The 21642-nt window shown below is 49.8% G+C and carries 15 protein-coding genes; 12 read left to right on the top strand and 3 right to left on the bottom strand.

All coding sequences use genetic code 11. The features are described from left to right. Positions 1–112: 112 nt before the first annotated feature. Positions 113–2185, bottom strand: a complete 2073-nt coding sequence (locus ACQCVH_RS07250) for a transglycosylase domain-containing protein (RefSeq protein ID WP_426835416.1) — start codon at positions 2183–2185, stop codon at positions 113–115. A gap of 263 nt (positions 2186–2448) precedes the next feature. Between ACQCVH_RS07250 and speE the strand changes: the two genes are divergently transcribed. The 5 genes from speE (at position 2449) to ACQCVH_RS07225 (ending at position 7195) form a co-directional block, all read left to right on the top strand. Then, positions 2449–3276, top strand: a complete 828-nt coding sequence (speE, locus tag ACQCVH_RS07245; protein ID WP_426835075.1) for a spermidine synthase — start codon at positions 2449–2451, stop codon at positions 3274–3276. A gap of 42 nt (positions 3277–3318) precedes the next feature. Further along, entirely contained in the window at positions 3319–4194 is an 876-nt protein-coding gene (speB, locus tag ACQCVH_RS07240; protein ID WP_426835074.1) for an agmatinase, read from the top strand. 574 nt (positions 4195–4768) lie between these two features. Next, a complete protein-coding gene (locus ACQCVH_RS07235) occupies positions 4769–5221 on the top strand; it encodes a YwiB family protein (RefSeq protein WP_426835073.1) in 453 nt (150 codons plus the stop codon). Next, entirely contained in the window at positions 5218–6888 is a 1671-nt protein-coding gene (argS, locus tag ACQCVH_RS07230) for an arginine--tRNA ligase (RefSeq protein WP_426835072.1), read from the top strand. Before ACQCVH_RS07235 ends, argS begins: the two co-directional genes overlap by 4 nt. Before the next feature lie 127 nt (positions 6889–7015). Further along, positions 7016–7195, top strand: a complete 180-nt coding sequence (locus ACQCVH_RS07225; RefSeq protein WP_129613044.1) for a XapX domain-containing protein — start codon at positions 7016–7018, stop codon at positions 7193–7195. Between the two features lie 872 nt (positions 7196–8067). On the opposite strand, the gene uvsE is transcribed toward ACQCVH_RS07225, so the two are convergent. Beyond that, positions 8068–9024, bottom strand: a complete 957-nt coding sequence (gene uvsE, locus ACQCVH_RS07220; protein WP_426835071.1) for a UV DNA damage repair endonuclease UvsE — start codon at positions 9022–9024, stop codon at positions 8068–8070. Between the two features lie 59 nt (positions 9025–9083). After that, positions 9084–10286, bottom strand: coding sequence for a cardiolipin synthase (gene cls, locus ACQCVH_RS07215; protein ID WP_426835070.1), 1203 nt, complete (start codon positions 10284–10286; stop codon positions 9084–9086). A 213-nt stretch (positions 10287–10499) separates the two neighbouring features. Between cls and ACQCVH_RS07210 the strand changes: the two genes are divergently transcribed. The 7 genes from ACQCVH_RS07210 (at position 10500) to icmF (ending at position 21589) form a co-directional block, all read left to right on the top strand. Beyond that, positions 10500–12611 carry a (Fe-S)-binding protein gene (locus ACQCVH_RS07210; RefSeq protein ID WP_426835069.1) on the top strand — a complete coding sequence of 704 codons (2112 nt, stop codon included), beginning with the start codon at positions 10500–10502 and terminating at the stop codon, positions 12609–12611. Between the two features lie 334 nt (positions 12612–12945). Then, entirely contained in the window at positions 12946–14133 is a 1188-nt protein-coding gene (locus tag ACQCVH_RS07205) for an acetyl-CoA C-acetyltransferase (protein WP_426835068.1), read from the top strand. 37 nt (positions 14134–14170) lie between these two features. Next, positions 14171–15022 (top strand): 3-hydroxybutyryl-CoA dehydrogenase, encoded by an 852-nt coding sequence (locus ACQCVH_RS07200; RefSeq protein ID WP_426835067.1) that lies wholly within the window; start codon positions 14171–14173, stop codon positions 15020–15022. 38 nt (positions 15023–15060) lie between these two features. After that, positions 15061–16191, top strand: coding sequence for an acyl-CoA dehydrogenase (locus tag ACQCVH_RS07195; RefSeq protein WP_426835066.1), 1131 nt, complete (start codon positions 15061–15063; stop codon positions 16189–16191). A 42-nt stretch (positions 16192–16233) separates the two neighbouring features. Next, a complete protein-coding gene (locus ACQCVH_RS07190) occupies positions 16234–17373 on the top strand; it encodes an acyl-CoA dehydrogenase (RefSeq protein ID WP_094769199.1) in 1140 nt (379 codons plus the stop codon). A gap of 275 nt (positions 17374–17648) precedes the next feature. After that, a complete protein-coding gene (locus ACQCVH_RS07185; RefSeq protein WP_426835065.1) occupies positions 17649–18326 on the top strand; it encodes a TetR/AcrR family transcriptional regulator in 678 nt (225 codons plus the stop codon). Next, entirely contained in the window at positions 18323–21589 is a 3267-nt protein-coding gene (icmF, locus tag ACQCVH_RS07180) for a fused isobutyryl-CoA mutase/GTPase IcmF (RefSeq protein ID WP_426835064.1), read from the top strand. Before ACQCVH_RS07185 ends, icmF begins: the two co-directional genes overlap by 4 nt. The last annotated feature ends 53 nt before the right edge of the window (positions 21590–21642 follow it).

Raw genomic sequence — 21642 nt, 5'->3', positions numbered from 1 at the left:
GCCGAGCGGCGATAAAAAAAGTAAACTTATTTACAGTGTTGATGCACTGTATAGAACTAGGACACGAAAAACCCCGGGCGGAAACCCGGGGTTTTTCCTTTTATTGAGTGCGTTAAGCCCCCCACTGAAACAGCCTTTTATACCAGGTTTTCTTCTCCTTGGGCTTTTTCGCAGGCTGTTCAGGCTCTTCTTCCGTATGCTCCAGATGATCGGTGCAATATTCGGTCGGCTCTGTTCCGGCTGCAAAATAGGTTAGGCGCTGAACCGGACACTGATCAGTGGCGATTTTTCCGTTCTCCGGATTGATATAGACGCCAACCGTTCCTTTTGGACCTTTGAACCGTTTAACGGGCATATCTTTATGGGCTTCCTCCATAAACTGGATCCAGATATTCTTCGCATACGCTTTATCTGCAGTCAATGTGATGGGCTTGCCCTGGTCATATCCGGTCCAGACGGCGGAAACGAGCTGTGGCGTGAATCCGGCCATCCAGCTGTCTGTATCGGTGGAGCCGGACTTGCCGGCATAGGGCCTCGTCATTTTGCTGATGATGGTGCTGCCCGTGACGCTGGAATAGCCGTCAAGCTTATGGTCAAACATGCCGGTCATCATTTGCGTCATAACATAGGCATCCTCCGGGTTCAGCACTGGCAGAGGCTCTTTCTTTTCTTCATAAATCACTTCGCCTTTATGGTTTTCAACTTTTGTCACCAAAACGGGGGAAACCTTCTTTCCTCCATTGGCAAAAAGGCTGTAGGCATTGGCCAGTTCAATGACCCTTATGCCCGATGTTCCAAGCGCCAGGGAAGGAACCTCAGCCATTTTGGAAGTGATGCCGAACTTTTTCGCTGTTTCTGCAAGTTTATTTTCGCCTAAAAAGAGATGGGTTTTTACAGCATACACATTGTCCGACAAAGCGAGTGCCTGTGCCATGGTGATATCACCATCCGCATATTGATTGTTGAAATTATGCGGTGTGTATTCCTGCCTGCCGTCATCAAAACGGAAGGTGGTCTGCTCGCTCCTCATCATGGTTGCAGGGGTGAATCCCTGCTCGAGGGCGGCATAGTAAAGCAGCGGTTTAATCGTCGAGCCAGGCTGGCGGACTGCCTGCACCGCCCGGTTGAACGGGCTCTCGCTATAGTCCCTTCCGCCGACCATTGCCTTGACATGACCGTTCTTCGGGTTGACTGATACAAGCCCGACCTGGATCTCCGATTCTTTGCTGATATTGCCGGATACCGCTTTTTCAGCGGCATCCTGGATTTTTGTATCCAGTGTGGTGTATACCTTCAGGCCGCCAAGTTCTATTGTGCGGTCATCAAGCTGAAGCTGATTTTTCAGCGCATTTTTGACCGCATCCTGAAAATATGGAGCGTCTTCAATTGCTTTATGCGGAAATTCGCCGACAAGCTTGAGCGCTGCACCAAAGGCCTTATCAGCTTCCTCCGCGGTGATTTTTCCCTGCATGGCCATCGTATCCAGAATGATGCGCTGGCGGTCCCTGGCCCTTTCGAAAGATGCGAGCGGGGAATAGACGCCAGGGCCCTTTGGTATCCCGGCAAGCATGGAAGCCTCGGCAAGGTTGAGCTCCTCAGCATCTTTCCCAAAATAGTACTGGCTTGCCGCCTGTACTCCATAAGCGCCATAGCCATAATAAATCGTATTGATATAGCCTTCCAGAATCTCATCTTTTGAATAGTTCATCTCAAGCCTGATTGTATAGAAGGCCTCCATCATTTTCCGTTTCCATGTCTTCTCGTGTGCGAGGAACAGGTTCCGGGCATACTGCTGGCTGATGGTGCTGGCTCCCTGGACCTTCGCCATCGCTTTTAGATCGGCAAGGGCGGCCCCGGCAATCCGTTTATAGTCAAAGCCATGGTGGGAATGGAAATTCTGGTCCTCGACTGAAACGGTTGCATCTATCAGATAAGGGGAAATATGATCAAGCGTCACCCAATACCGCTTCTGGCCGTTGCTGCTTTCCCCGATCACTTCACCGTCCGCCGAGTAATACAGGGTCGACTGCGGTACGGCCAGGGGGGGAGGGCCAAGAACCTTCGCATATATCAGGACAGCGCCGATGGCAAGCCCGGCAGCAATCATTCCTATTAAACTGATGACAGCGGATGCCCGCACATATTTCTTCGCTCTCTTGAACCGCTGATCGGCCATGACTTCCATCATATTCACCCCTTTTTATGGACAGTGCCCGCAATGGTCTCCGGCACCTAAATTTGGTCTTTATTCCTAGTATTGAAATAACAGAAGGAATTTATTCGCGAGTTTCATTTTTTTCTTGCAATTTTGCTAGATTCATCTATACTTTTTCTCATGTTTGTAATTAAACAGTTAGGGAAGCATAAAGATAACCGCACAACTTTTAAAAAGTTTTGAGAGCGTTTTATGCGCACTATACAAATTTTTAAAATGGAAGGATGTTCAGAATGGGACTTTGGTTTACAGAGAAGCAGACAGAGAACTTTGGCATCACAATGAAAGTGAAGCAGACTTTACATACAGAGCAAACTGATTTTCAAAAGCTTGATATGGTAGAGACAGAAGAATGGGGCAATATGCTCCTGCTGGATGATATGGTCATGACCTCCATCAAGGATGAGTTCGTATACCATGAAATGGTGGCCCATGTGCCGTTATTCACGCACCCGAACCCTGAAAACGTCCTTGTAGTGGGCGGCGGCGACGGCGGCGTTATCCGCGAAGTGCTGAAGCACCCAAGCGTAAAGAAGGCAACTCTTGTTGAAATCGATGGCAAGGTAATCGAGTACAGCAAGAAGTATCTTCCTGAAATTGCAGGCATGCTTGACGATGAAAGAGTAGAAGTGAAGGTTGACGACGGCTTCATGCATATCGCCAACAGCGAAAATGAATATGACGTCATCATGGTTGATTCCACTGAGCCAGTCGGACCAGCTGTAAATCTGTTCACTAAAGGCTTCTATGCCGGCATCTCCAAGGCACTGAAGGAAGACGGCATCTTTGTTGCGCAGTCTGACAACCCTTGGTTCAAGGCAGACCTGATCCGCACCGTCCAGAAGGATGTAAAAGAAATCTTCCCGATCACAAGCTTATATGTGGCCAACATCCCGACATACCCAAGCGGACTGTGGGCATTTACAATCGGAAGCAAGAAATACAACCCGCTTGAAGTGAGCGAAGAGCGCTTCCACGAAATCGACACAAAGTACTACACAAAAGAACTGCACAAAGCAGCGTTTGTACTGCCTAAGTTTGTACAGGATCTTGTAAAATAAAGCTTGGTGCCAGGCACCAGCATATAAAGCGAGGGAGTCATTTTGGTTAGATTTGATGAAGCTTATTCAGGAAATGTATTCATCGGAAGCCATCCGAATTTTATGGAAAGCCAGGCGGTCCTTTACGGAATGCCGATGGACTGGACGGTCAGCTACCGTCCGGGCTCACGCTTCGGCCCGACCCGAATCAGGGAAGTGTCAATCGGACTTGAAGAATACAGCGCATATCTTGACCGCGAGCTTGCAGAAGTTAAATATTACGATGCCGGCGATATTCCGCTTCCTTTCGGGAATCCGCAGAAAAGCCTTGATCTGATCGAGGAGTTTGTCGATAAGCTATTGGCTGCCGGCAAGTTCCCGCTTGGCATGGGCGGTGAGCATCTCGTTTCTTTGCCGGTTTTCAAGGCGATGTATAAGAAATACCCGGATCTTGCCATCATCCATATGGATGCCCATACAGATCTGCGCGAGAATTATGAAGGGGAGCCATTATCCCACTCAACGCCGATCCGCAAGGCCGCAGACTTAATCGGCCCGCAGAATATCTTCTCCTTCGGCATCCGTTCAGGAATGAAGGAAGAATTTGAATGGGCAAAAAAAGTCGGAATGCACATTTCAAAGTTCGATGTGCACCAGCCGCTCAAGGAAATCCTTCCTAAGCTGGCAGGCCGCCCGGTATACGTAACCATCGACATCGACGTCCTTGACCCGGCCCACGCGCCAGGCACAGGCACAGTCGACGCAGGCGGAATCACATCCAGGGAGCTCCTGGCCTCCATCCACGAAATCGCCCGCTCAAACGTAAAAGTCGTCGGAGCCGACCTCGTGGAAGTAGCACCAATCTACGACCCATCAGAACAAACAGCCAACACAGCCAGCAAACTCATCCGTGAAATGATTTTGGGCTGGGTGAAATAGAAAAGCGGAGGTGGCTTGCCCAGAGCCGACAAGCATAAGACGCCCGGGAATAAAAGGCGTTCTTTGCCTTTAATTCTCGGGTGGCTTATGACTCGAGGCTCTAGCCACTGCAGCTAGACAGTAATCGAAGTTCAAAAACCATAAAATTTAAATAGAAAAGCGGAGGCTAATGCCTTTGACAAAAGAGGTACAGGATTCTGTATCTCTTTTGTTTTGTATTGAAACCTCATTCATAAGATTCAATTAGTTGGGGCGGGTTTGCATTAATAAATAGGCCTGTTGATTTCCGTTCCAGGCACTTCGCTTTCCGCGGGGCGACGCTGAGCCTCCTCACCGCTGCGCGTCTGCGGGGTCTCAGCATTGCCGCTGCAATCCCGCAGGAGTCTTCGTGCCTTCCACTGCAATCAACAGGGCTTACTTAACTTTTTACAGCGTTTATAACTCATCTGGAAAAAAATTCAATCAACAGCTCCCGTAATTAAGCCAATCCCTATTACTGCCCAACTTCATTTGCACTTCAACCCCAAAAAAATTATAATTAAAAAGTTATACTAAAGAGTTAAACGAAAAGGAAGTGTGCCCGTTGTCTAATAGCCCAGCGGAACAGACACCTGTTAAAATAAAAGTAAAAACCGATATTCGCACCGGAGGCAGCAAAGAAACTTTTGAATTGACTGCGTTTGGCCGATACTATAAAAAAAACGGCTCCCGCTTTCTTCAATATGATGAAGAAAATGAAGCAGGGAAAGTTAAAACGATTGTAAAGATGGCGGAAGGGGAAGCATTGATCCTCCGTTCAGGAGCTGTAAAAATGAGGCTGCCCTTCCGGACGAACAAAAAGATGAGGGGAAGCTATGAAATGCCCTTCGGAACCATGGAAATGCTAACTTTGACAAAAGGGCTTTCACAGTCGTTTGATGACGGCAGCGGAACAGGGTCATTTGACCTTCTATACGAAATGAAAATGCAGGGATCACAGGCAGGTACATATCATTTGGCAATTACGTTTGAGGAGGAAAGAAAATGAATATAGTTGAACAAGTGCAAAGCAATCTGAAAGAGGAAATCAAGCAGGCGGTCATTAAAGCAGGCCTTGCTGCAGAAGAGCAGATTCCGGATGTAATCCTGGAAACGCCTAAAGAGAAGGCGCATGGCGACTATTCTACCAATATGGCGATGCAGCTCGCACGTGTTGCCAAGAAGGCTCCGCGCATGATTGCCGAGCAGCTGATCGAGAACTTTGACAGCAGCAAAGCATCCATTGAAAAAATTGAAATCGCAGGGCCGGGCTTCATCAATTTTTACATGAACAACAGCTACCTGACGAACCTCATCCCTACAGTACTTGACGCAGGCGATCAGTATGGGGAAACCAATACAGGCAATGGCCAGAAGGTGCAGATCGAGTTCGTTTCGGCCAACCCGACAGGAGACCTTCACCTGGGACATGCCCGAGGAGCAGCAGTCGGTGATTCCCTAAGCAGCATCCTGGCTAAAGCCGGCTACGAAGTATCCCGCGAATATTACATCAATGATGCCGGAAACCAGATCAATAATCTGGCATTGTCCGTTGAAGCACGCTATTTCCAGGCGCTTGGCATGGAAAAAGAAATGCCGGCTGACGGCTATCACGGTGCAGATATCATCGGCATCGGCCAAAGGCTTGCCGATGAATTCGGAGACAAATATGTGAATGCCGATGAACAGGAACGCTTTGATGCATTCCGCGAATACGGCCTTAAATACGAAATGGAAAAGCTGAAAAAGGATTTGGAAGATTTCCGCGTGCCATTTGATGTCTGGTACTCAGAAACTTCCCTTTACCAGAACGGCAAGATTGATAATGCTTTGAAAGCACTAAAAGAGAACGGACATGTATATGAAGAAGAAGGCGCAACCTGGTTCCGCTCAACCGAATTCGGCGATGATAAAGACCGCGTGCTTATCAAGAATGACGGATCTTACACGTATCTGACGCCTGATATCGCCTACCATAAAGACAAGCTTGAGCGCGGCTTCGAAAAGCTTATCAATGTCTGGGGCGCCGACCACCATGGCTATATCCCGCGTATGAAGGCTGCCATCCAGGCGCTTGGCTACGGCAAGGATGCTCTTGAAGTGGAGATCATCCAGCTCGTCCACCTGTACAAGAACGGCGAAAAGATGAAGATGAGTAAACGGACAGGAAAAGCTGTCACCATGCGCGATCTTGTGGACGAGGTTGGACTTGATGCAGTCCGCTACTTCTTCGCGATGAGAAGTGCTGACACTCATATGGATTTCGACCTTGATTTAGCTGTGTCCCAGTCCAATGATAATCCCGTTTATTATGCCCAGTATGCACACGCGCGCATCTCGAGCATTCTCCGCCAGGGTGAGGAACAGGGCTTGGAAATCAGCACTGATGCTGATTTCTCCCTCATCTCTGCTGAAAAGGAAATCGACCTGCTGAAAAAGCTCGGCGAATTCCCGCAGGCGGTTGCCGAAGCGGCAGAAAAGCGTATGCCGCACCGCATCACCAACTATATTTTCGAGCTCGCATCTGCCTTCCACAGCTTCTATAATGCTGAAAAAGTGCTTGATAGCGAAAATCCCGAAAAAACAAAAGCCCGTCTCGGCCTGATCAAGGCTGTACAGACAGCATTAAAAAACGCCCTGAAACTAATCGGTGTTTCTGCACCTGAAAAAATGTAAGACTTCGGCCCCGCTTCCTGAAAGCGGGGTTTTTTTCTGTTTCCGCGGCGGTGGAATGATAGAGCTATTATTGCACATAATAAAGGATATTTATGGCATAACTTGAGCTTATCTTAGGAGGAATATAATGAAAATTGTTCTGCTGTCACTTATAACAGGCTTTGCGGTCGGATTTATTTTTGCCCTGTTCAAACTTCCGATACCCGCCCCTCCGGCACTGGCCGGAGTAGTGGGGATCATCGGCATCTATTTGGGATTTAAAGCATTTGAACAGGTGGGCCCTTGGTTTGAAAGCTTTTTAAAATAAGATAGTGGGGATGCAGGGAGAGTCCAGAATCTTGTAGTCGAGGAGAAGCAGAGGTTCGTTGTCGGGCCGGAAAAGAGTGAGCATGTGGCCAGGGTGTACATAACTTTGTGTAAAAGAGGAAGTCATGTATCCCAGAATCAGTTTGAGATACGCGGAAAAAGTGCAGTATATGTACCCGTAAGCAGCCTGAGGCACATGAATTGGCGAAAAAAGAGCAACCCATGTATCCCAAAAGCAGTCTGAGGTACATGACCCGGCGAAAAAAGCGCACCTCATGTATCCCAAAAGCAGTCTGAGATACATGACCAAGCGAAAAAAGTGCAACTCATGTATACCGGAGGCAGTTTGAGGTACATGACCCGGCGAAAAAAGTGCAACTCATGTATACCGGAGGCAGTTTGAGGTACATGACCCGGCGAAAAAAGCGCACCTCATGTATCCCAAAAGCAGTCTGAGGTACATGACCCGGCGAAAAAAGCGCACCTCATGTATCCCAAAAGCAGTCTGAGATACATGACCCAGCGAAAAAAGCGCAACTCATGTATACCAGAACAAGTCTGAGATACATGATCCGGGGAAAAAATCTCCTCTCATGTATACCAGAAACAGTCTGAGGTACATGACCCGGCGAAAAAAGCCCATCTCATGTATACCAGAACAAGTCTGAGATACATGACCCGGCGAAAAAATCTCCTCTCATGTATACCAGAAACAGCCTGAGATACATGACCAAGCGAAAAAAGTGCAACTCATGTATATCGGAGGCAGTTTGAGATACATGACCCGTCGAAAAAAGCCCGACTCATGTATCCCAAAAGCAGCCACAGGTACATGACCCGGCCGAAAAACCCCACCTCGTGTATCCTAAAAAACTATTTCCACTCAACCGCACCGCCGCTGATCCGCTTCACGCCGCGGATCCGGCTGATATCCTCAACAAGCTTCAATAAAGCTTTGTCCTTCATCTTTGCTTCTATCATAAAATCCACATCCTCGCCGATCGCATGAAGGTGATCCAGCAGAGGCTTCAGGAATTCGGCGTCCACATATTCAGCATGCGACCTGAAGGCTTTTTCCGATTTAGGCGAAGACACATGGATCTTCGGCTTCATGCCGAAATGATCCCAGGTCCGGAAAATATCCGGGAGCATATCTTCAAGCGGCCTTTCGCTCAAGTTCGCCATATGATGGTGATAATCGAAGATCAGCGGTATCTGCTCCCGCTGGCAGGCGGCGAGCGTTTCTTCGGCGTTATAAGTTTTATCATCATTTTCAAGGGTCATAACTGCTTTTATATGCGCGGGAAGGGTCTTCAAATTTTGATAAAAACGTTTAATGGATGTCTCTTTATCGCCATAGGCCCCGCCGATATGGATATTGATCAGCGCCTGGTTTTCAAGGCCCATTGCCTCGAGCATGCGGTAATGGTATTCCATATCAATCACAGCATTTGCTGTGACTTCACTGCGGGGAGAGGTAAAAAGGGTGAACTGGTTCGGATGGAAGCTGACCCGCAGGCCATTGTCCCGTACCAGTCTGCCGAGCTCCTGCCATTCATCGCTGAAGGGGGTGACAAAATCCCACATGACCTCCGGATGGGTGGCAAGGGGGGCGATGGAGCTTGAGAACCGGTACAGTTCAATATCGTGGGCGAGGTTATAATAAAGCATCCTTCTCGTGCTGCGCAGATTTTCTGCAGTTGCAGCCAGCAGCTTCTGCATGCCTTCTTCCTTTGTCATCTGCTTGTATCTCGTAAATGTCAGTGTTCTCGCAGGGGATGCCTCCCATAGGCTTACCGCCTGGGAAACATAGCCGAATCGTATTTTCATAATTACTCCTTTAAAAAATGGCCTGGGTCCGGCACTGAAGGGAGGTGAGGCGCAAGCCCTCAGAGAAAGTACGAAACAGATTTCGCCACTCCTTCCCGCAGCCACCGGATTGCATTAAAGCCCGAAATATTTTTGAGCATAAGCAGTTTTGAGTCCTTTATATCCTGCTCAAGGACTTTCTCAGCTTTTTTGATAAATGCTTTGTCATATATATAACAGTTGAGTTCATGGTTTAAATACAAGCTTCTTTTATCAAAATTGGCCGTCCCGATATCGCATACTGTGTCATCCGAAAGAAGGATCTTCGCATGGTAGAAGCCGTTCATGTATTGATAGATCCGTGCCCCTTCCTTCAGCAGCACCCTGAGATAAGGATAGGAAGCTTCCTTGACAAGGGGATGGTCTGTTTTTGAAGGGACGATAATGCTCAGCCTTACGCCTCTGTCCAATGCCCGCCGCAGCTCCTGGAAAAGAGCGGGGCTCGGAATGAAGTATGGAGTGCCGATGATGATCTTCCTCCTCGAATTCCTGATAATGGCGAGGAAGGTTTCTTCCAGATAGCCGGCCTCTGATGGGATAAGCTGGTGCCGGAGGCCTTCCTGCGGAGGCCTGGGGAAATAGGCCGCATCCCTGAGCATGTCTGTTCCGGATGCATCCCGCCAATCGCACAGAAATTCGCTTTGAAGATCATTGACCCCTTCTCCCGTCATCCTGAGGTGATAATCCCGCCATGGACACAGCTTCGAATCCAGGTTGACGTATTCCTTGCCAATGTTATACCCGCCCAAATAGCCGATACTCCCATCTATAACGGTTATTTTCCGGTGGTTCCTCGATTGGGAGGAATAGAACAGGTAAGGGAGCTTTGGCACATGACAGAAAGCAAAACGGACCCCGGCTTTCTTCAGGCCGGTGATCAGCTTCCTTTTTACACGCAGGCTGCCTACCCAATCAAGCAGCAGCCGGACCTCGACGCCTTCCTCGGCCTTTCTCTTCAGCAGGGAAAGGAACTCGCCTGAGATTTTATCATTTTTTACAATATAAAATAAAATATGGATATGCTTTTTTGCATGTTTGATATCAAGGAACAGCTTCTCGAATAAATCCGGGCCGGCCGTAATCAAATCGATGCTGCTCTGCCTGACCGGATAGCTTTTCCTCTGGACCTTTGACAGCTGCTTCCGCCGGCCGAGCGCCATATCGCATGACACCCAAAGCAGCAGCGCCATCGCTATGGCAAGTATGATTATGGCAGTTTTCAAGTTGCATGTCCCTCCTCGGATCTTTTGCTGATAGCATCCCCTTTGAAGCTGGTTTCTATGAAATCGGAGAGCAGGCTGGGAAAAGTGGGAAAAAGCAGAAAAAATTATTGACTGAATGCTCATTCATTATATAATGGTACTAAGAATCTTTTCAGAAAATTTGGTTGGTTATAAATTTTCTGGTGGGAAAAGGACGAAAGGAGATTATCAGCTATGAATGGATTACTATGGATCAACTTAATTGCGTTCCTGATTGTAACCGCTTACGCAGTCAGCCTGTTTGTCTATGTGGTTAAGACCAGAATCGAATATATTAAGCTCGGCAGGAAAGCGGAGTTTGATAAAAACGTCAAAGAACGCCTGGGAAAAATATGGGTGAATGTCTTTGGGCAGAAAAAACTCCTGAAGGACAAGAAGAGCGGGGCCATCCACGTAATGTTCTTCTATGGATTCATCCTTGTCCAATTCGGGGCGATTGATTTTATCATCAAAGGTATCAAGCCTGGGGCACATCTGCCGCTCGGGCCGCTGTATCCCGGGTTCACTTTCTTCCAGGAAATTGTGACGCTGATGATCCTAGTCGCCGTTCTGTGGGCTTTCTACCGCCGCTATGTGGAGAAGCTTGTCCGCCTGAAGCGAAACTTTAAGGCAGGGCTTGTCCTCATCTTCATCGGAGGACTGATGCTTTCCGTTCTTCTTGGGAACGGAATGAGCATGATCTGGCATGGCCATGAAGGGACCTGGACAGAGCCGGTTGCTTCTATGATAGCCGGAGCTTTCTCAGGGATAGGGGAGACAGCCAGCATTGTCATTTTCTATATTTCCTGGTGGATTCACCTGCTGTTCCTCCTCGCTTTCCTGGTTTATGTACCGCAGTCCAAGCACGCGCATTTGATTGCCGGGCCTGCGAATGTGTATTTTGACCGGACCGAGAATGCCGGAAAGCTGAAGAAAATCGACTTTGAAGATGAGTCACAGGAATCATTCGGAGTCGGCAAGATTGAAGATTTCAACCAGCTGCAGATGATCGACTTCTACGCGTGTGTGGAATGCGGCCGGTGTACAAATATGTGCCCTGCAACTGGGACTGGCAAGATGCTGTCGCCGATGGATTTGATCCTGAAGCTGCGCGACCATCTGACAAACCATGGGGCCGCCGTAACATCAAGGCAGCCTTGGGTTCCGACCTTCGCCTTCTCCAATACAAAAGGCAATCAGCTTGCACTTGCAGCAGCAGGGAAGGGTGCAGAGGAAGCGGCAGCAGGCCTCTCATACAGCCCAAGCCTGATCGGCGAGGTAATCACAGAAGAGGAAATCTGGGCTTGTACGACTTGCCGCAATTGTGAAGACCAGTGTCCGGTCATGAATGAGCATGTAGACAAAATTATCGACCTTCGCCGTTATCTTGTTCTGACTGAAGGGAAAATGGATGCCGATGCACAGCGTGCGATGACGAATATTGAACGGCAGGGCAATCCATGGGGCTTGAACAGGAAAGAGCGGGAAGATTGGCGCGAGGCAAGAGAAGACGTGTCTGTTCCGACAGTGAAGGAAATGAAGAAGTCCGGCGAGGAATTCGAGTATCTGTTCTGGGTCGGCAGCATGGGTTCATATGATAACCGGAGCCAGAAAATCGCTTTGTCCTTTGCAAGGCTGCTTAATGAAGCCGGCGTGAAATTCGCGATTCTTGGCAACAAGGAGAAGAACTCCGGCGATACGCCAAGGCGCCTCGGCAATGAATTCCTGTTCCAGGAGCTTGCAACAAAGAACATTGAAGAATTCGAGAAAAATGAAGTCAAGAAAATCGTTACGATCGACCCTCATGCCTATAACATTTTCAAAAACGAGTATCCGGATTTCGGTCTCGAGGCAGAGGTGTATCACCATACCGAGCTGCTTGCCGAGCTGGTTAAAGAGGGCAGGCTGAAGCCGCAGTTCGATGTGAATGAAACCATTACCTTCCATGATTCCTGCTATCTCGGTCGCTACAATGAAGTGTATGATCCGCCGCGTGAAATCCTGAAATCCATTCCTGGCGTGAAGCTGGTGGAGATGGAAAGAAACCGGGAGACAGGCACGTGCTGCGGAGCAGGCGGCGGCCTCATGTGGATGGAAGAGGAAACAGGGCACCGCGTCAATGTTGCCCGGACAGAGCAGGCACTGGCTGTCAATCCTTCGGTCATTTCTTCCGGCTGCCCGTACTGCCTGACCATGCTGTCAGATGGCACAAAGGCTAAAGAAGCGGAAGAAACAGTCCAAACATATGATGTGGCCGAGCTGCTTGAAAAAACCGTGATCGGCGAACCGCAAACACTAGTATCCTGAGCCAAAAATTAAGAAAGGCCTGGCGCACCGGGCCTTTCTTAAAAATATAATGTAATTATTATTAAGAATCTTCAGGAAAATATTTTTATTTTTTCTGCGGATGGAGTAAGATGGAAATATAAATAAAGCGCTTACAAAAATCGGAGAACCTTTATTAATGGTCTCCTTTTTGTCCTTATTAGATTCAAACCAAGGAAGACAGGCTGATTTCAGCGGGCTTTGGCTCCATTTCGAGCGAGCGTTCAGTCAAAACCGAAAAAATTTGCCTAGCCTATCAGAAATTAAATTTACCCAGCAAATTAAAGACCAAATTTGCTTAAAGGAGAGGATACAGATGGGAAGAACAGTCATTATCAGCGGAGCACGGACACCTTTTGGAAAAATGGGAGGGGCATTAAGCAGCCTGACTGCCTCTGATTTAGGAGCTGCAGCCGTCAAGGAAGCATTGAAGCGTGCCGATGTCAGTCCTGAAGAGGTTGGGGAGCTGATTCTCGGATCGGTACTTCAGGGGGGCCAGGGCCAGATACCATCCCGGCAGGCAGGCAATAAAGCCGGCCTTCCATGGGAAGTTAAAACAGAAACGATCAACAAAGTCTGCGCCTCAGGTATGAGGAGTGTGACGCTCGGCGACCAGATCATCAGGGCCGGTGATGAAGAAGTCATTGTGGCCGGCGGGATGGAATCGATGAGCAATGCGCCATATCTTCTGCCAAAAGCAAGATGGGGCCTGCGGATGGGCGATTCGACCGTGAAGGACCTGATGATTCATGACGGCCTCAGCTGCAGCTTTACAGGCGTCCATATGGGGACTTACGGCAATTCAACGGCAAAGGAAATGGGGATTTCACGGGAAGAACAGGACCAATGGGCGTACAGAAGCCACCAGCGGGCTGTCGAAGCGATCGAAAGCGGCAGGCTGGCTGAAGAGATTGTGGCAGTAGAGGTGCCGCAGCGCAAAGGCGACCCGCTTGTCGTAGAGCAGGATGAAGCACCGCGCAAGGATACTTCCATTGAAAAGCTGGCAAAGCTTGCCCCTGTATTCAATGGGGATGGAACGATCACTGCCGGGAACGCACCTGGAGTGAATGACGGAGCTGCTGCACTGGTGCTGATGAGCGAGGAAAGAGCTGAGCGTGAAGGAAAGGACGTTCAGGCATACATCCTGGCCCACACGGCAATCGCTGTTGAAGCAAAGGATTTTCCGAAAACACCAGGGCTTGTCATCAAAGAGCTTTTGAAAAAAACAGGCAAATCCATGGATGAAATTGACCTGTTTGAAATAAACGAAGCATTTGCGGCGGTTGCCCTGACGAGCGGCAAGATCGCCAATCTGGATGAAAATAAAGTGAATGTAAATGGCGGAGCCGTTGCCATCGGCCACCCGATCGGGGCAAGCGGTGCCAGAATTATCCTAACGCTGATATATGAGCTGAAGCGCAGGGGCGGAGGAATCGGCATTGCGGCGATTTGCAGCGGCGGCGGCCAGGGGGATGCCATCATGATCGAGGTTCCGGCGAACTGATAGATTAGGAGTTTGGAAGAGAAATGGAGGAGAAACCATGGAAGTGAAAACAATAATGGTTATCGGTGCAGGACAGATGGGCTCCGGCATTGCACAGGTATGTGCACAGGCGGGGTATGAGGTGCTGCTGAATGATTTGAAGGCTGAATATATTGAGCGGGGGCTTGGTGTGATCAAGAAGAACCTGTCCCGTCAGGTATCTAAAGAGCGCATGACAGAGGCGGAGATGGAAGAGGTGCTCCGCCGCCTGCAGCCTTCTGACAATCTGGAAGACGCGGGCAGGGTGGATCTGGTGATCGAAGCCGCCGTAGAAAATATTGAAATCAAAGCCGATATCTTCAAACGGCTTGATGGAATCGCTCCTGAACATGCTATTCTGGCCAGCAATACTTCCTCGCTGCCCATCACGGAAATTGCCGCGGCGACAAAGCGTCCGGAAAAGGTAATCGGGATGCACTTCATGAATCCGGTCCCGGTTATGAAACTGGTTGAAATCATCCGCGGGCTTGCTACAGCTGATGAAGTATACACAGCGATCGAGGAAATGACTCATAAGCTCGGCAAGGTGCCGGTTGAAGTGAATGACTTTCCGGGATTTGTCTCAAACCGCATCCTGATGCCGATGATCAATGAGGCCATCTATACCCTCTATGAAGGTGTTGCCGAAAAGGAAGCGATCGATGAAGTCATGAAGCTTGGCATGAACCATCCGATGGGGCCGCTCACATTGGCGGATTTCATTGGTCTTGATACCTGCCTTTATATTATGGAAACGCTTCATGAGGGGTTCGGCGATGATAAGTACCGCCCCTGCCCGCTGCTCCGCAAATATGTGAAGGCCGGCTGGCTCGGGAAGAAGTCCGGCCGCGGCTTTTATCAGTACAGCTGAACTGGAAAGCCCAGAATGGACACCAGGAGGGATTAGCCATGAATTTACGGTTTACAGAAGAACAGGAAATGATGAGGAAAATGGTCCGCGACTTCGCCCAGAGCGAGATAGCGCCATTTATTGAAAAAATGGAGCAAGGGGACTTTCCCCGTGACATATTGAAAAAGATGGGCGGACTCGGGCTGATGGGAATCCCTGTACCTGAGAAATATGGCGGTGCGGAAATGGATTTCACCTCCTATATCATTGCCATCAATGAGCTGTCAAAGGTCTCCGCAACCGTTGGGGTCATCCTGTCTGTCCATACATCGGTCGGAACCAATCCGATCCTGTACTTCGGGACGGAGGAGCAGAAGCAGAATTATGTCCCGAAATTGGCTGCCGGCGAATACCTCGGAGCATTCTGTCTGACAGAGGCAGGGGCAGGCTCTGATGCAGGCAGCTTAAAAACCAAGGCTGTTAAAAATGGGAACGATTACATTCTCAATGGCTCAAAGGTTTTCATTACAAACGGCGGCGAAGCGGATGTGTATATTGTTTTTGCATCCACCACCCCTGAGCTTGGGACAAAGGGCGTTTCAGCCTTCATCGTTGAAAAAGGGACACCGGGCCTTGTAATCGGCAAGGATGAGGAGAAGATGGGGCTTCACGGTTCCCGGACAGTCCAGCTCAGCTTTGAGGATATGAGGGTTCCGGCAGGAAGTCTCCTTGGTGCCGAAGGGGAAGGCTTCAAAATCGCCATGGCCAACCTTGACGCTGGGCGCATCGGCATTGCAGCCCAGGCCCTTGGCATCGCGGAGGCGGCATTGGAGGCAGCGGTTGCCTACTCGAAGGAACGCAGCCAATTCGGGAAGCCGATCAGCCATCAGCAGGGCATTGGCTTCAAGCTGGCTGATATGGCTACAAATGTAGAAGCCTCAAGACTGCTGGTCTACCAGGCAGCGATGATGCGCCAAAATGGAGAACGATGCGGGATGCAGGCCAGCATGGCCAAGCTTTTTGCCTCAAAGACAGCGGTTGAAACGAGCATAGAAGCTGTCCAGGTGTTTGGCGGATATGGATATACAGAGGACTACCCTGTCGAGCGGTATTTCCGCGACAGTAAAATAACCGAAATTTATGAAGGCACAAGCGAGATTCAGAGAATTGTCATCAGCAAAAACCTGTAAATAAGAGGCAAGCCAATATTGAAATGGACGGGGGAAAATACGATGAATTTCCGACTGACGGAAGAACATGAAATGATCAGGAAAATGGTCCGCGATTTTGCAAAGAATGAAGTGGCGCCAAGCGCCGCAGAGCGCGATGAGGAAGAGCGCTTTGACCGTGAAATCTTCGACAAAATGGCCGAGCTTGGACTGACAGGGATTCCCTGGCCTGAAGAGTACGGCGGAATCGGCAGCGACTATCTGGCATACTGCATTGCAGTCGAGGAGCTTTCAAGGGTTTGTGCATCCACAGGGGTGACATTGTCTGCACATACATCACTTGCAGGCTGGCCGATCTATAAATTCGGCAGCGAAGAACAGAAGCAGAAATACTTAAAGCCGATGGCGCAGGGTGAAAAGATCGGCGCATACGGACTGACAGAGCCGGGCAGCGGCTCCGATGCCGGCGGCATGAGGACGACTGCCCGCCTTGACGGCGACCATTATGTACTGAACGGTTCAAAGATTTTTATCACAAACGGCGGGATCGCCGACATCTATGTCGTATTTGCCCTGACAGATCCGGAGAGCAGGCAGAAAGGCACTACAGCCTTCATCATTGAAAGTGATTTCCCTGGCTTCTCTGTCGGCAAGAAGGAAAAGAAACTTGGCATCAGGTCTTCGCCGACAACCGAAATCATCTTTGAAGACTGCCGCGTGCCAAAGGAAAACATGCTCGGTAAAGAAGGCGAAGGCTTTAAGATCGCCATGATGACCCTTGATGGCGGCAGGAACGGCATTGCAGCCCAGGCGGTCGGCATTGCCCAGGGAGCATTGGATGCAGCGGTCGATTACGCGAAAGAGCGGGAGCAGTTCGGCAAGCCGATCGCCCTTCAGCAGGGAATCGGCTTCAAGCTGGCCGATATGGCGACAAGTGTGGAGGCGGCAAGGCTCCTCACCTATCAGGCTGCCTGGCTTGAATCGGAAGGCCTGCCGTACGGCAAAGAATCAGCCATGTCCAAACTGTTCGCCGGCGATGCAGCCATGAAAGTGACGACAGAGGCTGTCCAGGTGTTCGGCGGCTATGGCTATACAAAGGACTATCCGGTAGAGCGCTATATGCGTGATGCCAAGATTACACAAATCTATGAAGGCACACAGGAAATCCAGCGCCTTGTCATTTCCAGGATGATAACCAAATAGAAGATAAGGGGATAGGGCTCTTTCCTAATTTAAAATAAACAACCACCGCGAAAACAGCCACCAGTAGGGAAAGGTCCACTTTTAATAGGTAAGTAAGTATGTATCTTAACTTCGATTACTGTCTAGCTCCAGCGCCTACCCCCTCGAGGTCACAAGCCAATCCTCCCAAAAAGGCAAAGAACGCCTTTTCGTTAGGCTCGTCTTGTGCTTGTCGGGGGTGGGCAAGGCGCTTGCGCTTTTCTAATGGAGCGGTCAGAGGAGGGCAGTGCAAATTTATGAAAAAACGGGAAGTCCATGCTTCTGTGAAAGATGAAAAGCTGGTGAAAAAGCGGCGGGACGAGATGATCAAGGGAGCGGTGAATCTTTTTAAGCAAAAAGGCTTTCACCGCACCACGACAAGGGAGATTGCAAAGGCCTCCGGATTCAGCATCGGGACGCTCTACGAGTACATCCGCACAAAGGAGGATGTGCTGTACCTTGTCTGTGACAGCATCTATGATTCGGTCCGCGACAGGCTCCAGGAGGCCCTTGATGCCAACAGGGGGACGCTGGAGAGCCTGAAGCTCGGGATCGCCTACTATTTCCGGGTTGTGGATGATATGCAGGATGAAGTCCTGGTCATGTACCAGGAAGCAAAGTCCTTGTCAAAGGATGCTCTTCCATATGTCCTGAGAAAAGAAATTGAAATGGTCTCCATGTTTGAAGACGTCATCCAGCGCTGTGTGGACAACGGGGAGCTCCATTTGACGGAAAAAGAGGTCAAGATGATCGCCCACAATATTTTCGTGCAGGGCCAGATGTGGGGCTTCCGCCGCTGGGCGCTGCAGAGGGTGTACAGTCTTGATGAATATATTGAATTGCAGACAGAGCTTCTGATTCAGGGGATAAAGCAAGACCAGGCAAAAGTGCCTGCCGGCATTAAAATCCAGGAACAGGGGGAGTCAAGCAAATGAGTACAGCAGAAATTTACAGGCCGAAGCATCACTTGCGATTCGTTACCGCCTCAAGCCTTTTTGACGGGCATGATGCTTCCATTAATATCATGAGAAGGATCATCCAGGCGAGCGGGGCAGAGGTCATCCACCTTGGCCATAACCGGTCGGTGGAAGAGGTCGTGAATGCCGCGATCCAGGAGGATGTCCAGGGAATCGCGATTTCCTCCTATCAGGGAGGCCATGTTGAATATTTTAAATATATGTATGATTTGCTGAAGGAAAGGGGGGCCTCCCATATCCGCATCTATGGCGGAGGTGGAGGGGTCATCATTCCGCGTGAAATAAAAGAGCTGCATGAATACGGGATCGCCCGTATCTTTTCCCCGGAAGACGGCCGCCAGAAGGGTCTGCAGGGCATGATCAATGAAATGCTCGCTGAGTGCGACTACCCGACCGTTTCAGTGGAGAGTGCAGAAGAACTTGAAAAGCTTGAAGCCGGCGAAGTGAACAGCATCGCCAAGCTGATCACGCTTGCCGAACATGGCGTCGGGCTTGAAAAAGAAGCGGCTGCTGCAGCAGAATCGCTCATGGAGAGAATCAAGACACTGGAAAAAACGGCACCGGTTATCGGAATCACCGGGACTGGCGGAGCAGGAAAAAGCTCATTGACGGATGAGCTGATCCGCCGCTTCATCAATGAAATCCCCGAAAAGAAAGTAGCCATCCTTTCTGTCGATCCGACAAAGCAGAAAACAGGCGGGGCGCTCCTTGGCGACCGGATCCGCATGAATAGCATCTTTTCTCCGCGCGTCTATATGCGGAGCCTTGCGACACGGAAGTCCAAGAGCGAGCTGTCGCTGGCAATCAAGGATGCCATCTCTGTCGTAAAGGCTGCCGGCTTTGACCTGGTTATCGTTGAAACAAGCGGGATTGGGCAAGGCGATGCTGAAATCGCGGAAATCTGCGATCTGTCCATGTATGTCATGACAAGTGAATTCGGGGCGCCTTCCCAGCTTGAAAAAATTGATATGCTCGATTACGCTGACCTGATCGTCATCAATAAATTTGAGCGCAAGGGCTCAGAGGATGCCCGCCGCCAGGTGCAGAAGCAATATCAGCGCAACCATATGCTGTTCGAGAAAGAGCTGGAAGAGATGCCGGTCTACGGCACGATCGCCAGCCAGTTCAACGATCCGGGCACAAATGCTTTATTTGCTGCCCTTGTCGAAAAGATGAATGAAAAAGCGGGCTTGGGCTGGAGAACTTCTTTTTCCAAAAATGAAGTGGTCGAAAAGCAGAATGTCATCATCCCGAATGAACAGCGCTATTACTTGCGCGAAGTATCTGAAACGGTCCGCAATTACCACAAAAAAGCGGAAGAGCAGGCAGCCCTTGCCAGGAAGCTGTTCCAGCTTGAAGGTGCAATCAATGCAGTAAAAGAGTCAGGCGGAAGTGAAGAGGCACTGGCTTCATTAGAGGACCTGGCAGCGCAAACAAAAGAAAAGCTGACAGCCGAATCGAAAAAAATACTCGAAAGCTGGGATGACCTCAAGGAGAAATACTCCGGGGAGCAGTTCACAACAAGGATACGCGATAAAGAAATCATCACGATCCTTAAAACGAAGAGCCTTTCAGGCCTGCAGATCCCTAAGGTCGCGCTCCCGAAATACAGGGACTACGGAGAAATTATCCGCTGGGTCTACAGAGAGAATGTGCCGGGTGCTTTTCCGTATACAGCAGGCGTCTTCCCGTTCAAGCGCGAAGGAGAGGATCCAAAGCGCCAGTTCGCCGGTGAAGGGACCCCTGAACGGACGAACCGCCGCTTTCATTACTTATCAAAGGACGATGCAGCCAAACGCCTAAGTACAGCGTTTGATTCCGTTACCTTGTACGGCGAAGATCCGGACTACCGCCCGGATATCTACGGTAAAGTCGGGGAGAGCGGTGTCAGCATTTGTACGCTTGATGATATGAAAAAGCTGTATGCCGGCTTTGACCTCTGTCATCCGTCCACATCGGTTTCCATGACGATCAACGGCCCGGCTCCGATTATCCTGGCCATGTTCATGAACACGGCGGTTGAGCAGCAGGTGGAAAAGAAAGAAGGGGAGCTTGGCAGAAAGCTGAACGAAGCGGAACTTGAGGAAGTGAAGGCTGCGACTCTGCAGACAGTGCGCGGTACCGTCCAGGCTGATATCCTGAAGGAAGACCAGGGCCAGAATACTTGCATCTTTTCAACAGAATTCGCTCTCAGGATGATGGGCGATATCCAGCAGTATTTTATCGATAAAAAGGTCCGCAATTATTATTCTGTCTCCATTTCCGGCTACCATATTGCCGAGGCAGGGGCAAACCCGCTTTCACAGCTGGCCTTTACGCTGGCGAACGGCTTCACTTATGTTGAGTACTATTTGAGCAGAGGCATGAAGATTGATGATTTTGCGCCGAACCTTTCCTTCTTTTTCTCAAATGGGCTCGATCCGGAGTACACCGTCATCGGCAGGGTGGCCCGCCGCATCTGGGCAACTGTAATGAGGGATAAATACGGAGCCAATGAGCGGAGCCAGAAGCTGAAGTACCATATCCAGACTTCAGGGCGCTCACTTCATGCCCAGGAAATTGATTTCAATGACATCCGGACAACGCTGCAGGCATTGATGGCGCTCCAGGACAACTGCAACTCCCTGCACACGAATGCCTATGATGAAGCGATCACCACGCCTACGGAGGAATCTGTCCGCCGGGCGATGGCCATCCAGATGATCATTACAAAAGAACATGGCCTTACAAAAAATGAAAATCCTCTTCAGGGGGCCTTCATCATCGATGAACTGACTGACCTGGTGGAAGAAGCGGTCCTCCAGGAATTTGAAAGGATCAACGACAGGGGCGGTGTGCTCGGCGCCATGGAAATGCAGTACCAGCGGGGCAAGATCCAGGATGAATCCATGTATTATGAAATGAAGAAGCATACAGGCGAGCTTCCGATCATCGGCGTCAATACGTATCTGAACCCGAATCCGCCGTCAGAAGAGCAGATGGACAGCATGGAAATCGCCAGGGCGACGAAGGAAGAAAAGGAAACACAAATCAGGAATCTAAGAAGCTTCCAGGAACGGAACAAGGACCATGCAGGTGAGGCCCTGTCCCGCCTGAAAGAAGCCGCGGTGACAGACGGCAATATCTTTGCAGAGCTGATGGAAACCGTCAAATATGCAAGCCTCGGACAAATCACGAGGGCATTGTATGAGGTGGGCGGACAATACCGCCGCAATATGTAGCAAGGATAGAGCCAGGGGCCGATTATAGCCCATGGCTCTGTCTTGTATTCGGA

Origin of the sequence: Bacillus infantis (assembly GCF_050107595.1) — a bacterium.
GTDB classification, from domain to species: Bacteria; Bacillota; Bacilli; order Bacillales; family Cytobacillaceae; genus Bacillus_AB; species Bacillus_AB infantis_C.
The sequence above is the reverse complement of the archived record's forward strand: the minus strand, read 5'-3'. Positions and strand labels throughout refer to the sequence as shown.